The following is a 15,707-nucleotide window of genomic DNA, read 5'->3' as shown; positions in this document are numbered from 1 at the left end:
GGTTCTTAGCTGGCCGATTGTACTGACTTTCCCATTGCGCGTTGTCGGGAGCCCCTGGCCTCCACGGGCTCCAGATTCGAAAAAATGCCCGTGAGCAGATCCGCCCATTTCCGCTGCCCGGTCTCGCCGGAGATTTCATCGTTGCGGATTTCGATCATCGCGCAGGGCAGCCCGCGCGAGCGTGCATGCCGTTCCAGCGTGAAATAGACGCGGTCGGCAGGCGAATAGGGTTCGTTGACGCCGACGGTGATGCCGGCAAGCCGCTTGAGCGCCGATATCAGCGGTGACGCCAGCCGGCGGTCCTCATCATGGATGATGCCGATATGCCACGGCCGGTTACGGCCCTTGTAGACCGGCGTGAAGGAATGCACGGAAACCAGCCGGGTCTCCTGGCCACGCGCCAGCCTGTCTTCGACAATCTGCTCGATGGTGCTGTGAAACGGCTGCCATGACAGGGCGACCCGCTCGGCGCGCTGCTTTTCCGTCAGGCCGGTATTGCCCGGTATCGCCGTGGTCTCGCTGACCGGCGGCACCAGGTCCGGCGCGTCGAGCGGCCGGTTGCAGTCGATGACGAGGCGCGAAATGCGGGTTTCGACCAGCGTCGCATCGAGGGCTTGGGCCATGCGCAGCGCCACCGGCAGCGCACCCGGGTCCCAGGCGATGTGGCGCGACAGGTCCTCGGCGGCAAGGCCGAGCGTGCCGAATTCGGTGGGCAGGAAATTGGAAGCGTGATCGCAGGTCAGCACGAAAGGGCTTGATCCGCCAGGGTTGGTCACCCCCACGGTCTCAGACGATGCAAGGCTGGCGGGCCGTGCTTTCTCCATAGTCTGCGGTCCCCGGGGAGCGCTGTATCGTATGTTACGTATTTTGCCTCATTGCGTCCCTATGGATGATTTCATACAGTTTACCCGGCTTTGTCAAATGCGATCTCATGGGCAAGGCCAAGGGGTGGGGGAAAAGATGATTTCCAGCATTGCCGAACTGATCGCCGACCGCATCGGCACGATGCCGGCCAGCGAACGGCGCGCGGCCCAGACGCTGATCGCCAGCTATCCGATGATCGGCCTGAAGACGGTCGCCGAATTCTCGACCGCGGCCGGCGTCTCCTCGCCGACCATCCTGCGTTTCGTGGCCCGGCTCGGCTTCCAGAACTATCCGGAATTCCAGTCGAGCCTGCAGGACGAACTGGCGGCACAGCTGCAGTCGCCGGCGATACGGACGCTCAACCCGCCCTCGCCCGGCGGCGGCACGGTCTCGCCGATGCTCGAAGCTACGCTCGACAATATGCGCGAAACCTTCCGCCACCTCTCCGACAAGCAGCTTGCCGACATCGCCGCACGGCTTGCCGACCGGCGTGGCAAGACATTCCTCATCGGCGGCCGCTTCACCGACCCGCTGGCGCGCTACATGGCCGCCCACCTCGCCGTCATCCAGCCCGATGTCTTTCACCTTGCCGGCCAGGAGAGCATGTGGCGCGACAGGCTGATCGACATGGGCAAGCGCGACGTGCTGGTGATCTTCGACATCAGGCGCTACCAGGACAGCCTCGTGCGCTTCGCCGAGAAGGCGCATCAGCGCGGCGTCCAGATCGTGCTGTTCACCGACCAGTGGCTGTCGCCGATCGCCCGTTTTGCCCGTCACGTCATCGCCGGACGAACCGCGGTGCCGTCCGCATGGGATTCCTCGGCCGCGCTTTTCGTCGTCGCCGAAACGCTGATCGGCGCCGTCACCAGGCAACTCGAGGCCGACGGCGCGCGGCGTATTCGGGAAATGGAAGGGCTGCGTTAAGCGAGCTCCGGGCAGTCGCCTCCGCCCCTAGTCAAGCGTGCAGACATCACGTTACCGAGATTTAATGTGCACGATTGCGTGATAATTGCCATAAACCGATGATATCGGGAGTGGGGGTGGCCGGTTTTGGTCCCAGCCCTTGTCGTCGCTGCATCCGCTTCCACTTGGAACCGGCAGAACGATTTTTGCCGCTGGAGTGCCGATGTCTAGTTGGAAACAGATTGTCCTTGCGCTTGTCGTCGTGGTCGCCGCCGCGGCCGCGTGGGCGCGCTTCTACCCCGGCGCTCCCGAAGTGCTGGCGCGCTGGGGCATCGACTGGGCCTATGGCGCGACACCTCCAACGAAAGAAACGGCGGCTGGCGCCCGGCAGGCGGGACGCAGCGGCGCCCAGATTGCCACCATCGTCGCATCGCCGGCCGCCTCGGCTGTTATCAACGATCGTCTCCAGGCGATCGGCACCGGCCGCGCCAACGCCTCGGTGACCGTCAATCCCTACAGCTCCGGCCGTCTTGCCGAACTGCTGGTCGAATCCGGCAGTCATGTCGACAAGGGACAGATCATCGCGACGCTCGATTCCGAGACCGAGATCATCGCGCAGGATCGGGCCAAGCTCGCTTTGCAGGATGCTCAGTCCAAGCTCGACCGCGTAAAATCGCTGCGCGCTTCCAATGCCGCGACGCCGGTGGCCGTGGCCGATGCCGAAGTGGTGCTGGCAGGCGCGAAGCTGGCGCTCCAGGATGCCGAGCTTGCGCTGCAGCGCCGCTCCATTCTGGCTCCGATCGCTGGCACCGTCGGCATCCTGCCGATCTCGGCCGGCAACTACGTGACCAACCAGTCGGCGATCGCCACGCTTGATGATCGCTCCTCGATCCTCGTCGATTTCCAGGTGCCCGAGCGCTTCGCCGCCGCCGTCAAGGTCGGCGGGCAATTGACGGCAACGCCGATCGCCAATCCCAGCAACGCCTATACCGGCACGGTCTCGGCGATCGACAACCACATCGACGAAAAGAGCCGCACGCTGCTGGTCAAGGCCAAGATCGCCAACCCGGCAGATTCGCTGCGCGCCGGCATGTCGTTCTCCATCACCATGAAATTCCCCGGTGAGAGCTATCCAGCCGTCAGCCCGCTGGCGATCCTGTGGGGCTCGGACGGCGCCTATGTCTGGCAGATCGAGGACGGCAAGGCCAAGCGCGTGCCGGTACGCATCATCCAGCGCAACACCGAGACCGTGCTGATCGACGCCGAGATCGACAGCGGCGACATGGTGGTCACCGAAGGCACGCAGAGCGTCAGCGAAGGCGGCGAAGTCCGCATCGCCGGCCAGGAACCCCGTGCCGCCAACGCCGCCGAAGGCTCATGACCGGACCCGTCAACGCCGCCAGCGATACCGGCTTCACCGCCCTGTTCATCCGCAGGCCGGTCATGGCCTTCGTGCTCAACGTCCTCATCGCGGTTGCCGGCCTCGCAGCCTTCTACGGCGTCGAGATCCGCGAATTGCCCGACGTCGACCGTGCCGTGGTCACGGTCTCGACCACCTTCGAGGGCGCGGCGGCCGAAACCGTCGACCGCGAACTGACCGACACGATCGAGGGCGCCGTCGCCCGAGTCTCCGGCGTCAAGTCGATCTCGTCTTCCTCTTCCTTCGGCTCGAGCCGCGTCACCATCGAGTTCAACGACGGTGTCGACCTCAATGTCGCCGCCTCCGATGTGCGCGATGCCGTCGGCCGCGTCGCCAACCAGATGCCGGACACCGCCGATCCGCCGCGCATCGTCAAGGCCGATGCCAATTCCGACGCGGTGATGCGGCTGGCGGTGACCTCCGACAACATGTCGATCCAGGACATGACGGTCGTGGTCCAGGATCAGATCGAGGACGAACTGGCCGCCGTGCCTGGCGTTGCCGACGTCCAGGTCTATGGCGACCGCGACAAGATCTTCCGCATCGATGTCGACCAGAACAAGCTCGCCAGCCTCGGCTTCACCGTCGCGGACCTCAGGGCGGCCCTTGCCTCGGTCGCCTTCGATTCCCCGGCCGGGTCGATCACCACCACCAACCAGGACCTCATCGTCCGCACGACCGCGGATGTGACCACGCCCGAGGAATTCGAGAACATCATCATCGGCGGCACGACGCGCATCCGCGATGTCGCCACCGTCACGCTCGGCCCCGATGTCGGCCAGACCACGCTGCGCTCGGACGGCAAGACCGGCATCGGCATCGGCATCGGCATCATCCGTCAGGCGGAATCGAACACTTTGGACATTTCGACCGGTGTTCAGGCCGCCGTCGCCAAACTGCAGGAAAACCTGCCCAAGGGCATGGCGATCAAGATCACCAGCGATGACGCCGTCTTCGTCAAGGGCGCCGTGCATGAGGTCGAGATCGCGCTCGGCCTGTCGGTCACCATGGTGCTGATCGTCATCTACATCTTCCTGCTCGACTGGCGCGCCACGCTGATCCCCGGCCTGTCGATGCCGGTCGCCATGATCGGCACCATTGCCGCCATCTATCTCGCCGGCTTCTCGGTCAACATCCTGACGCTGCTGGCCATGGTGCTGGCCACGGGCCTTGTTGTCGACGACGCCATCGTCGTCTTGGAAAACATCGTGCGACGGCGCAATGAAGGCATGGGGCCGCGTGCGGCTGCCGTGCTCGGCGCGCAGGAAGTGTTCTTCGCCGTCGTCGCCACGACGCTGACGCTGGTCGCCGTCTTCGTGCCGATCTCGTTCCTGCCCGGCCAGACCGGCGGCCTGCTCCGCGAATTCGGCTTTGTGCTTGCCATGTCTGTGCTGCTGTCCTGCGTGGTGGCGCTGACACTTTGCCCGATGCTCGCCTCGCGCATGCTGACCAGCGCCTCGCTTCACCATGAAGGCGGTCACGGCATCGGCGCCCGGATCGGCGGCGCGTTGAATACCGCCTACAAGCGGGCCCTGCACGCTTGCCTCGACGCGCCGTGGATCGTGGTTCTGGTCGCGGTGCTGTTTGCTGGCACCGCCTTCAGCCTGTTCGGCACGATCCGCCAGGAACTGACGCCGACCGAGGACCGCGCCGCCGTGCTGTTGCGCATCAATGCCCCGCAAGGCGTCAGCCTCGATTACACGACGCAGCAGATGCAGAAGATCGAGAAACTGATCCAGCCCATGCGTGATTCCGGCGAGATCCGTTCGACCTTCGAGAATGCCGGCCAGAATGGCTCCTACAATTCCGGCTTCATGGTGATGACGCTGGCGCCCTGGAACGAGCGCAGCCGCAGCCAGCAGGAGATCATGGCCGAGATCAGCCAGCTGACCAAGCAGGTGCCGAGCGTGCGCATTTTCCCGGTGCAGCCCAACAGCCTTGGCATCCGCGGCGCTGGCAACGGCCTGCAATTCGCGCTGGTCGGCAATGACCGTAAGGCGCTTGGTGACGCGGCGGTGAAGATCATCGCCGAGATGCAAAAGGACCCGCGCTTCCAGACGCCGCGCCTGTCGATCGACCCGACGCAGCCGCAGCTGGCCGTCGCCATCGACCGCGAGCGCGCTTCCGACCTCGGCATCGACATATCAGGCCTCGCCAACACCATGCAGGCCATGCTCGACGGCAACGATGTCGTCGACGTCTACATCGCCGACCGCAGCTATGGCGTGAAGCTGGTTTCCACCACCAATCCGATCAACGATCCGACCGATCTGGAAAATGTCTTCCTGAAGACGGCCGACGGCCGCTTCGTGCCGATGTCGACCATCGCCACGCTGACCGAACGCGCGGTGCCGCCGTCGTTGTCGCGCGAGCAGCAGCAGCCATCGGTGGCCATCACCTCCAACCTCTCAGGCAATTTCGCGCTTGGCGACGCGCTGAGCCAAGCCGAGGAGATCGCCACGCCGCTGCTGCCGCCGGGCAGCCGCATCCTGCCGCTGGCCGAGGCCGCGACGCTGGGCGAGACCAACAGCGCCATGGTCACCATCTTCGGCTTCGCGCTGGTCATCATCCTCCTGGTGCTGGCCGCCCAGTTCGAGAGCTTCGTCAGTGCGGTCATCATCATGGCGACGGTGCCGCTTGGGCTGGCCTGCGCCATCTTCGCGCTGCTGCTCTCCGGCATCAGCCTCAACGCCTACAGCCAGATCGGCCTGGTGCTTCTGGTCGGCGTCATGGCCAAGAACGGCATCCTGATCGTCGAATTCGCCAACCAGTTGCGCGACCGCGGGCTAGGCGTGCGCGAGGCGATCGAGCAGGCCTCGACCATCCGCCTGCGGCCGGTGATGATGACGATGATCTGCACCATACTTGGCGGCGTGCCGCTGGTGCTGGCGGCGGGCGCGGGTGCCGAGGCACGCGTGGCGCTCGGCTGGGTGATCGTCGGCGGGCTGGGGCTGGCCACCATCTCGACACTGTTCCTGACGCCGGTCGCCTATCTCCTGCTTGGCCGCTTCGTCACCCCGAAGACCCACGAGGAAGCGCGGCTGAAGCGCGAGCTGGAGGAAGCTGCCTACACCAATATGGAGCCGGCGGAGTAGGTAATGTCCGGAATGCGAGCGGCTGTTTTCCGGCTCGCAATTTTGTGAAAGATGACGCCGCTATTTCAGCAGCCGGCCTTCGATCGACCAGCGCGCGGCAAGGAAATTCAGCACCGCCGCCACGATGACACCGCCGATCTTTGCCGGCCAGACGCCGGCGATACCGGCGAAAAGCGCGATCGACAGGCTGGAGACACCGAGCGAAATCAGCGCCCCAAGCGAGACGAAACGCAGGAAGGCATCATGCAGCCGGATGGCCTGGTTGCGCTCGAACGACCACAAACTGTTGGCCGTGAAAGAGAAGATGACGGCAATGAACCAGGAGGTGACATTGGCCGGGAGCGGCGGGACATGCAGCTTGAGCAGCACGAAGAAGCCAGCAAGGTCGATGGCCGTGTTGACCAGTCCGACGATGGCAAAGCGGAGGATCTTGCTGCCGGTCGAACGTCGGGGCTGATCCGCGCCGCTCATCCCTTGCCGTCCATGATCTCGACATTGGCGCGGGCCAGGCTCGCGCCGAAATCGTCCGAGGCCAGGACCGCGAATTCCACCTCGCGCACGCCTTGCATCGGGTCGCGCGCCCGCAGCATCTCGTCGACATGGCCGGGATGGCACATGAACAGGCCACGTTCCGGCAGTGCTTCGACGGCGGCCTGCAGGACCGGCGCAAATCTTTCGGGTTGCCGCCAGTCATAGATGCCGGCGAGCGGCTGGAAAAGGGTAAAGCCGGCGCGTACCATCGACCGGTTGAAGCCGGCGGCCACGGCAGCGATTGCCGCGACCTTCGGCGCCACCACGGCATTGCCTAGCGCCGGCGCACCGCGCAGCGCCGGCCTGCCGCCAGTTTCGGAAAAATGCACCCGCAGCCATTTGCGCACGACAGGCAGGAAATGCACGTGCTGGTGCCCGTCGATGAAGGCAGGTTGGCGGCCAAGCGCCTCGACGAAGCGGCTGTACTGCGCGTCGAGCTCGGCATGAACATCCCGCTCGTCAATGCTGCCGCGCAGGACCGGCAGTGCCAGCGAACGCAGTGGCGGCAACCGGCCCTCCGGCGCCAGGCTCGATCGGCCGGTGACAGCCGATTGGTCCGTCAGGGTCAGGTGCAGCCCGACCGCCTTACGGCCACACAGCGGCTTTATCCGCGCCGCCGCATCAGGCCATTCCGGAAAGCCGGTCATGCAACTGGTGCCGGTCAGGCGGCCGCGATCGAGCAGGTCGAGAATCCCGGCGGAAACGCCGGGCGCCAGGCCGTAGTCATCGGCGATCAGGCGGATGCGCCGCGTCATGCGCCGGGCGCGCCTGGCGGCCTGCCCGAAACGTCGGCGCGCACGACATCGCGCACGATATACACCGGCCGATCCTTGCTTTCCGAAAGCGTGACCCAGACATATTCGCCGATCAGGCCAAGCAAGGTGAGGTTGAGGCCGCCGAGCAGGACGACGGCGACCATGAGGCTGGGATAGCCGGGGACGGCGATGCCGTAGAACATCACCTCGAAGAACACTTTGGCGCCGTAGACGACGCCCGCCAACGCCGCCAGCATCCCGCTCAGGCTGATGATGCGCAACGGGATGACGGAAAAGGACGTGAACCCTTCCAGCGAGAAGGCGATCAGGTTGAGCCGGCTCCATTTCGACGTGCCAGTGGCACGGTTCTCCGGCGAATATTGTATGGCTTTCTGGCGGAAGCCGGCCCAGGCGAACAGGCCCTTGTTGAAGCGCCGCTTGTCTCGCAGGCTCGTCAGCGCGCGCACTACGGCACCACGCATGACGCGAAAATCACCCGCGTTCTCCGGAATGTCGAAACGCTGGCTGCTGTTGATCAGGCTGTAGAAAAGCCGCGCCAGCTGGCTGCGCCGCCAGCTGGCCTCGCGGCGGTCGTTCTGCGCGTAGACGACATCGATATCCGGGTTTTCCACCAGCTCGGCGACCATCTTCAGGCTGGTGTCCATCGAATGCTGGAGGTCGGCATCCATGACCAGCGCCATGTCGCCGCGCGACTGGTCGAGGCCGGCGAGCACCGCGACCTCCTTGCCGAAATTGCGGCTGAGCCGCACGATCTCCCAGGAACCCGACAGCGCCCGGGAAAACCGCTCGGCACCATCGTCGCGGCTGCCATCATCGACCAGGATCTTGTGGACTTCCATGCCGAAACGCTGCGACACCTCGGCTTCGAGCTTGTCGAGCAATGCGGCAAAGGCCGATGCCGATGGCGCCTCGTTGAAGAACGGCGCGACGATATCGAGAACGGGCCGCGACTCAGCCATTTGCGACAGGCCTTTCATTGATCACCTTGTCTCGCGTCACCTTGTCTCGTGCCCCCTTGTCTCCTGCTTTCGCCCAGAACCACCAGATCAGGGAACCGGCAATGACGGTGACCGCGATTGGCCGGAACCAGGGGTACGTGAGATCCTGGATATGGCGCTCGACGCCGGTTAGCCCTGTAAGGAACAGGGTCACCGCCAGCACCGACGCCAGAACACCGCCTCGTTCCTCGCGCCACAACAAGGCGATAGCGAGACCGGCGGGCACGGCGATCATGGCATAGGTGTTGGGCTCGACGCGCGGGTTGAAGACGCACATGTAGAACGTGGCCGTCAGGAAGATGGCGAGATCAGCCGTTCCGCGTTTGAGCTTGCGGTCGAACCAGATGACGGCTGAAAGCGTAAACAGGGCCATGACGATGCGCACGATCGTGGCGCCGAATTCCGGGATGGGCAGCCCCATTTTGGTAAACGGCGCCGTGAAATCGGTGGGAACGAAATGGCTGGTGTTGTCGACGGCCATAGAGGTCAGCATCTGGCCAAAAACACGATACTGGTCGTTGAGATAGCTTGCGGGAGCGAAAGCGTAGGGTAAAGCGAGCACGAACAGCACCGCCAGCACCAGCACCGGTATCAGCCGCAGGCGCAGGGCGCCCACCAACAACAGCATGATGATCGCGGTCGGCTTGGCGATGATGGCGACCGAAGCCCAGAAGAAGGTTTCGGCGCGCCGCCCTTCGAGCGCTGACAGGGTGAGAAGCCAGCAGGCACCGGTCAGAAGGATCGTCGCCTGGCCGTTGCGGATCGCCCCCAGCGCCATCGGCAGGGCAAGGAACAGTCCGAAGGAAAGCAGCCACGGCAATTCCCCACCGCCGAGCTTGCGCACCTGCCGCATCGCGGCGAAGGTCAGCACCGCGAAGCCGATAATATGCCACACCAGGCCACCCAGAGACGGGCCGAGCTTGAACAGCGGGACATAGAGCGCGGCAAAGGCCGGCGCGTAGAGATACCCCATCTCGGACTGGAGATTGTAGAGCGGCCGGCCGGCCAGAAATTCCTGGCTGCCATATCTGTAGGCCGACAGCACGCTGCGCGTGTCGGGAGCCAACAGGACGAGGACAAGAACGACCAGGAACGCTCCGATCCACAGGCCAAGTCCCAAACGGTCGAAAACCGGCTTGGACATCGTCATCAAGACACCCCACAACACCCGGAACAGGCTCAGTCCAGCACTGTCCCGGCATTCGATGGCGGCGGCATATCACGGACAAAGCGGCGTGGCATAGGGGGCTGAAGGACGCGCTTATGATCTCGGCGGGCCGCTGCGGATGGCTGGACGCCCGGGCGTCCTAACCGGAAAGACACTCCGAAAGCCTCGTATTCGTGCTTCCGGCGCCGCTCCGAATAGCATTAAGGCCTGATGAAAACCTTGCCGTTGGGCTTGGCCAGTTCCACCGGCACCCGCGCGATCGCCTCGGCGAGCGGCACGACCGCCGTCACGTCGGTCGACCAGCGCCCGTCGGAGAAACGCTTCTGCGCTTCCAGGATCGCCGGGCCGCGGCGGTCGCGGAACTGCCGCATCCATTCGCTCAGCCAGAAGCCTTCGATATGCTTGTGCTGGAAGATCAGCTGGCCGGGCTCGCGGATGATGGTGGCGTCCGTGTCGAGCCGGCCATAGATGATCCAGCGCGCCCGTTTCGGCATCGCATAGAAGATGGCCGAAGCCAGCGGCCCGGTGACCGCGTCGAGGAAGATGCGCGGTTGTTCGGCCTTCATCACCTCGCGCAGCGTGGCCTCGAAATCCGGCGCCTTCTCGTTGAGCACATGGGCAGCGCCGATCTCTTTCAGAAGCGCGATCTGCTCATCGCGGCGCACGGTGACGATTGGCCGAAAGCCCTCTTCCTTGGCCAGGCCGATAATCAGCTTGCAGAGTTGGCTGGCGCCGGCGGTCATCACGAAGGCCTTTTCGCCCTCCTGCTTGACGATGTCGAACATGGCGATCGCGGTGAGCGGATTGACGATCATCGCAGCACCATCCTCGTCACGAACCGTGTCGAGCAGCGGAATGCAGGCCGCCGCCTCGGCGACGGCAAATTCAGCCCACGAGCCCCAGTTGTTGCTGAGGCCGGTGGCGAAGGCGACGCGCTTGCCGACGAGGCTTTTGGGATAGGGCTCGTCGCCGCCGGCGACGACGGTGCCAACGCCCTCGAAGCCGGCCGGCCGGCCCTTGGCGCGCGGCTGCCCGTACTGGCCTTTGATGAAGGCGACATCGGACGGATTGATCGAGGCCAGGTTGACCTTGATCAGCACCTGTGTCGGTCCAGGCGCCGGCACCGCGATGCTGCCCGGCTCGAGATAGGGCTCCATCGCCTCGAGCAGACTGCCGCTCGGCGTCTTGGTGTAGCCGTCGCCGACCAGGAGCAACGCCTTCATTTCGGAGGGGATGGTCATCGGTGACACTCCTTGGTTGCGGCGAAAAGACCGTATGCGGCGGGCCGAGCTGCTGCTCAGACTTTCTCTTGCGTGTATTTCTTCAGCTCCGTCCGCGCCACCTGGCGGCGATGCACGGCATCGGGTCCGTCGGCGAGGCGCAATGTCCTCAGATGCGTCCACGAGCGCGCCAGCGGCGTGTCCTGGCTGATGCCTTGCGCGCCGAACATCTGCACCGCTTCGTCGGTGATCCTGAGCGCGACGCGCGGCGCGATGACCTTGATCTGGCTGATCCAAGGGGCCGCGGCGCGCGCATCGCCCTGATCGATCATCCAGGCCGCCTTGAGACACAGCAGCCGGGCCATCTCGATCTCCATCCGGCATTCGGCGATGATGTCGAAATTGGCACCGAGTTTCGCCAGGGGCTGGCCGAAGGCTTCCCGGCGCACCGAACGCTGGCACAGCAGTTCCAGTGCCATCTCGGCCTGGCCGATGGCGCGCATGCAGTGATGGATGCGACCGGGGCCAAGCCGCCCTTGCGCGATCTCGAACCCCCTGCCCTCGCCGAGGATCAGGTTCGAGGCCGCTACCCTGACATTGTCGAAGCGAAGGTGCATATGGCCATGCGGCGCGTCATCGTCGCCATAGACCTGCATGGCGCGCACCTTGGTCACACCCTTTGTGTCCGACGGCACCAGGATCATCGAATGGCGGCGGTGCTGCGGCTCTCCGTCGCCGCCGGTCCGCACCATGACGATATAGATGGCGCAGCGCGGATCACCGGCGCCCGAGGCCCACCATTTCTCGCCATTGAGCACATAGTCGTCGCCTTGCCGCTCGCAGCGCATCGCGATGTTGGTGGCGTCGGACGAGGCAACATCCGGCTCGGTCATCAGATAGGCCGAGCGGATCTTGCCGTCGAGCAGCGGTTCAAGCCATGTTTTCTTGTGGTCGGCCGAGCCATAGCGCTCCAGAACCTCCATGTTCCCGGTGTCGGGCGCCGAGCAGTTGAAGGTCTCGGCGCCGAGATGCGCCTTGCCCATCTCCTCGGCGAGATAGGCGTATTCGACGGTGGACAGGCCGTAGCCGCGTTCCGAACCGGTCAGCCAGAAGTTCCACAGGCCGCGCTCCCTGGCAGTTTTCTTCAGCCCTTCGAGGATCTCACTCTGGCGCGCGCTGTAGACCCAGCGATCGCCGGCCTTGCCCACCTCGCCCAAAAATTCCTTGTCGAGTGGCATGATCTCGTCACGCACCATGGTCGCGACGCGCGCGTGGATCGGCTTCAGCCGCTCGGTCATGCCGAGATTCATCTCCGTCATCGGTCGCTAACCCTTCATGCAGGCCGGGCATTTTACCCGTGGCAAGGATGACCGTACTTCGGATAGCCTTGTCAACGCGAACTGTTTGCCCGCATGTCGAGGCAAAGCGCGGAGGATTGGAATGGCCTATCTCGACGAGCTGTTTTCGGTCGCCGGCAAGATCGCGCTGGTGACGGGAGCGGCAACCGGCATCGGCCGCATGGCGGCGACCGCGCTGGTCAAGGCCGGCGCCAGCGTCATGATCGCTTCGCGCAAGGGCGAGGATTGCGTCAAGGTCGCCAATGCGTTGAACGGGCTCGGCGCCCCTGGCCGGGCCGAGGGCTTTGCCGGCGACGTCTCCAGCGAGGCCGGCATTGCCGCACTCGTCGCCGAGGTGAAGGCGCGGACCGAAAAACTCGATATTCTGATCAACAATGCCGGCGTTTCCTGGGGCGCGCCGCTGGAGAACTTCCCCTATTCGGCATGGGCCAAGGTGCTCGGCGTCAATGTCACCGCGGTCTTCCACCTGACGCGCGAATTGCTGCCGCTGCTCGAGGCCGCCGCCAGCGACGGCGATCCGGCCCGGGTGATCAATCTGGGCTCGGTGATGGGCACGCAGCCGCTGGCCGACGATGCCTATTCCTACACGGCGTCCAAGGCCGCGGTGCATCATCTGACGCGCACGCTCGCGCTCGAATTCGCGGCTCGCCGCATCACAGTCAACGCCTTCGCTCCCGGCCCTTTCCAGAGCCGGATGACGGCCTTTGCCACCGGTACGGATGAGCAGGCCAAACATGTTGGCAGCCATGTTCCGATCGGCCGTATCGGCGCAGCGGATGACATTGCCGGCGCAACGCTCTATTTGTGCAGCCGTGCAGGCAGTTATGTCACCGGCGCCATCCTGCCGATCGACGGCGGGCAGTCGGTGCAGCATGGATTGACCTTGTTCAAGGAATGACATTTTCCGGCCGTAGAAGCCGGAGGTGAACTGGAGGACATGAGCGTGGAACCGATCAGTCTCGATGTGCTTCTGGCCAGTGTCGGCAAGGAGGTTGGTGTCTCACCGTGGCGGGTGGTCACGCAGCGCATGATCGACCAGTTCGCCGACGCCACCGACGACCACCAGTTCATCCACTGCGACCCCGAGCGGGCCAAGCGCGAGACGCCGTTCGGCGGCACCATCGCGCATGGCTTTCTGTCGCTGTCGCTGCTGTCGGCAATGACCTTCGAAACCATGCCGCCGCTGGAAAACGGCAAGATGGGCGTCAACCATGGCTTCGATTCGCTGCGCTTCCTGGCGCCGGTGAAGACCGGCGCGCGCATCCGCACCCGTTTCGTACTGGCCGACGTCAAGGTCAGGCCATCGGGCTGGGTGCAGACGGCGCATGACGTGACGATCGAGATCGAGGGCTCGAAGAAACCGGCGCTGACCGCCCGCTGGCTGACGCTGACCCTGATCGAACGCCAGCCCGAGACCGCATGAGCGACGCCTACGCGCTCGACCAGGCAGCGCTTGCGCCTTACCTCGAGGCGGAAATCCCGGGTTTTTCCGGGCTCGCTGCAATCGAAAAATTCAAATCCGGCCAATCGAACCCGACCTATCTCCTGACGGCGGCCAGCGGCCGCTATGTGCTGCGTGCCAAGCCGCCCGGGCAATTGCTGAAATCGGCGCATCAGGTCGACCGCGAATTCCGGGTGATGAAGGCGCTTGCCGGCTCCGCCGTGCCGGTGCCCGAAATGCTGCATCTGTCGGCGGAGGACTCGCCGATCGGCCGCATGTTCTATGTCATGGATTTCCTCGACGGCCGCATCTTCTGGGATCCGGCGCTGCCGGAAGCACGCGACAACGATGAACGCGCCGCAATCTACGACGCCATGAACGCCACGCTGGCCGCCCTGCACGACGTCGATGTCGAGGCCGTGGGTCTCGGCGATTTCGGCCGGCCAGGCAATTATTTCGAGCGGCAGCTGGCGCGCTGGACCAGCCAGTACCGCGCCTCGGAAACCGGCAGCATTGCCGACATGGACCAGCTGATCGCCTGGCTGGAAACGCATATGCCCGCAGACGACGGCCTGATATCGCTGGTGCATGGCGACTACCGGCTGGACAATCTGATCTTCGCGCCGGACCAGCCAAAGGTCATCGCGGTGCTCGACTGGGAACTGTCGACATCAGGCCACCCCTTTGCCGACATCGCCTATCAGTGCATGCAATGGCGCCTGCCGCATGCCTCCGGCTTTCGCGGCCTGGGCGGCATCGACCGCGCCGCGCTGGGCCTGCCCTCGGAAGAAGACTATGTCGCCGCCTATTGCCGGCGGCGCGGGCTCAGCGGCATCGGCAACTGGACGTTCTTCCTCGCCTTCTCCTTCTTCCGGTTGGCGGCGATCTGCCAAGGCGTCTACAAGCGCGCGCTGGATGGCAACGCCTCCAATCCCGAAAAGGCCAGAACCTATGGCGAGGCGGTGAAGCTGCTTTCGCATCTCGCTGCCAAACTGATCGACAGGCAAACATGATGGGGCAAACATGATGGGGCAGACATGACGGGGAGACATGATGGGCCGTTTTGACGGAGCAACGGTGCTGATCACGGGTGCCGCAGGCGGTCTCGGCCGTGGTGCCGCGAAAGGCTTTGCTGCCGAAGGCGCGCGGCTGGTGCTGTCGGACATCGACGAAAAGGCGCTCGCCGATCTTGCCGCGACCTTGCCGGCCGAAACGGCGATCCTGGCCGGCAACATCGCCGACGAGAAACTGTCCGAGGATCTGGTCAGGCTGGCGGTCGAAAAATTCGGCCGGCTGGATGTCGCCATCAACAATGCCGGCATCGTCCAGAGTTTCGTGCGCCTGCCGCAGGTGCCGTCGGACGAGGCCCGCCGCATCCTGGAGATCGATCTGCTCGGCGTCTTCTATGCCATGAAGCACCAGATCCCGCAGATGGAGCGACAGTTCAAGGCTACGGCCAAGGGCGGCGCCATCGTCAACATCGCCTCGGTTGCCGGGCTGGTCGGCGCGCCGAAGCTCTCGGTCTACGCAGCAGCTAAGCATGGCGTCGTCGGGTTGACGAAATCGGCGGCGGCCGAATACGCCAGCAAGGGCCTGCGCATCAACGCCATCTGCCCTGCCCACACCAGGACAGCGATGGTCGACAGCTTCGTGCGCGCCTCCGGCGCACCGGAGGCGGAAGCGCTGGCTGAACTGACACGCGGCGTGCCGATGAAACGCGTGGCCGAAGTCGATGAAATCACCACCGCCATCCTGTTCGCCGCCGACCCGACCAATTCCTTCATGACCGGCCACGCGCTGGCCATCGATGGCGGCGTCGGCGCCATCTGACCCCGCGATCTCACTCCCATGCCGCTTGGGAACTTCCCGCGCCCTTGTCCGTTTCCGTACAGCGTATATAATTTAGCCACGCACCAACCACCCAGACACCCAC

Annotated in this window: 14 protein-coding genes; 7 read left to right on the top strand and 7 right to left on the bottom strand. The window is 64.6% G+C overall.

What is annotated here, in order from left to right:
- Positions 1-5: 5 nt before the first annotated feature.
- A complete protein-coding gene (locus DBIPINDM_RS24285; protein WP_258581590.1) occupies positions 6-824 on the bottom strand; it encodes an N-formylglutamate amidohydrolase in 819 nt (272 codons plus the stop codon).
- Between the two features lie 136 nt (positions 825-960).
- Between DBIPINDM_RS24285 and DBIPINDM_RS24280 the strand changes: the two genes are divergently transcribed.
- The 3 genes from DBIPINDM_RS24280 (at position 961) to DBIPINDM_RS24270 (ending at position 6,282) form a co-directional block, all read left to right on the top strand.
- Positions 961-1,788 carry a MurR/RpiR family transcriptional regulator gene (locus tag DBIPINDM_RS24280; RefSeq protein WP_027030940.1) on the top strand — a complete coding sequence of 276 codons (828 nt, stop codon included), beginning with the start codon at positions 961-963 and terminating at the stop codon, positions 1,786-1,788.
- Positions 1,789-1,990: 202 nt separating this feature from the next.
- The gene (locus tag DBIPINDM_RS24275) at positions 1,991-3,148 is read left to right on the top strand and encodes an efflux RND transporter periplasmic adaptor subunit (protein WP_258581589.1); all 1,158 of its coding nucleotides are present in this window, start codon (positions 1,991-1,993) and stop codon (positions 3,146-3,148) included.
- Entirely contained in the window at positions 3,145-6,282 is a 3,138-nt protein-coding gene (locus DBIPINDM_RS24270; RefSeq protein WP_258581588.1) for an efflux RND transporter permease subunit, read from the top strand. The genes DBIPINDM_RS24275 and DBIPINDM_RS24270 overlap by 4 nt, the downstream gene beginning before the upstream one ends.
- Before the next feature lie 60 nt (positions 6,283-6,342).
- On the opposite strand, the gene DBIPINDM_RS24265 is transcribed toward DBIPINDM_RS24270, so the two are convergent.
- The 6 genes from DBIPINDM_RS24265 to DBIPINDM_RS24240 form a co-directional block, all read right to left on the bottom strand.
- Positions 6,343-6,753, bottom strand: coding sequence for a GtrA family protein (locus DBIPINDM_RS24265; RefSeq protein ID WP_258581587.1), 411 nt, complete (start codon positions 6,751-6,753; stop codon positions 6,343-6,345).
- On the bottom strand, positions 6,750-7,568 hold the full coding sequence (locus tag DBIPINDM_RS24260; protein WP_258581586.1) for a ChbG/HpnK family deacetylase: 819 nt from the start codon (positions 7,566-7,568) through the stop codon (positions 6,750-6,752). The genes DBIPINDM_RS24265 and DBIPINDM_RS24260 overlap by 4 nt, the downstream gene beginning before the upstream one ends.
- The gene (locus DBIPINDM_RS24255) at positions 7,565-8,548 is read right to left on the bottom strand and encodes a glycosyltransferase family 2 protein (RefSeq protein ID WP_258581585.1); all 984 of its coding nucleotides are present in this window, start codon (positions 8,546-8,548) and stop codon (positions 7,565-7,567) included. Before DBIPINDM_RS24255 ends, DBIPINDM_RS24260 begins: the two co-directional genes overlap by 4 nt.
- A complete protein-coding gene (locus DBIPINDM_RS24250) occupies positions 8,541-9,737 on the bottom strand; it encodes a glycosyltransferase family 87 protein (RefSeq protein ID WP_258581584.1) in 1,197 nt (398 codons plus the stop codon). Before DBIPINDM_RS24250 ends, DBIPINDM_RS24255 begins: the two co-directional genes overlap by 8 nt.
- A 218-nt stretch (positions 9,738-9,955) precedes the next feature.
- Entirely contained in the window at positions 9,956-10,996 is a 1,041-nt protein-coding gene (locus DBIPINDM_RS24245; RefSeq protein ID WP_258581583.1) for a zinc-binding dehydrogenase, read from the bottom strand.
- Positions 10,997-11,052: 56 nt separating this feature from the next.
- A complete protein-coding gene (locus DBIPINDM_RS24240; RefSeq protein WP_258581582.1) occupies positions 11,053-12,294 on the bottom strand; it encodes an acyl-CoA dehydrogenase family protein in 1,242 nt (413 codons plus the stop codon).
- 121 nt (positions 12,295-12,415) lie between these two features.
- On the opposite strand from DBIPINDM_RS24240, the gene DBIPINDM_RS24235 reads away from it, so the two are divergent.
- From DBIPINDM_RS24235 to DBIPINDM_RS24220, 4 genes are read left to right on the top strand one after another with little or no spacing between them, the layout of a single operon-like run.
- Positions 12,416-13,231, top strand: coding sequence for an SDR family oxidoreductase (locus DBIPINDM_RS24235; RefSeq protein ID WP_258581581.1), 816 nt, complete (start codon positions 12,416-12,418; stop codon positions 13,229-13,231).
- A 39-nt stretch (positions 13,232-13,270) separates the two neighbouring features.
- Positions 13,271-13,756, top strand: coding sequence for a MaoC family dehydratase (locus DBIPINDM_RS24230; protein ID WP_019861112.1), 486 nt, complete (start codon positions 13,271-13,273; stop codon positions 13,754-13,756).
- Positions 13,753-14,787, top strand: coding sequence for a phosphotransferase (locus DBIPINDM_RS24225; RefSeq protein WP_258581580.1), 1,035 nt, complete (start codon positions 13,753-13,755; stop codon positions 14,785-14,787). The genes DBIPINDM_RS24230 and DBIPINDM_RS24225 overlap by 4 nt, the downstream gene beginning before the upstream one ends.
- A gap of 40 nt (positions 14,788-14,827) precedes the next feature.
- Positions 14,828-15,604 (top strand): SDR family NAD(P)-dependent oxidoreductase, encoded by a 777-nt coding sequence (locus DBIPINDM_RS24220; protein WP_258581579.1) that lies wholly within the window; start codon positions 14,828-14,830, stop codon positions 15,602-15,604.
- Positions 15,605-15,707: the final 103 nt, after the last annotated feature.

The sequence above is a fragment of the Mesorhizobium sp. AR02 genome (genome assembly GCF_024746835.1).
In the GTDB taxonomy this organism is placed as follows: domain Bacteria; phylum Pseudomonadota; class Alphaproteobacteria; order Rhizobiales; family Rhizobiaceae; genus Mesorhizobium.
This window is presented reverse-complemented; position numbering and strand designations above follow the sequence as displayed.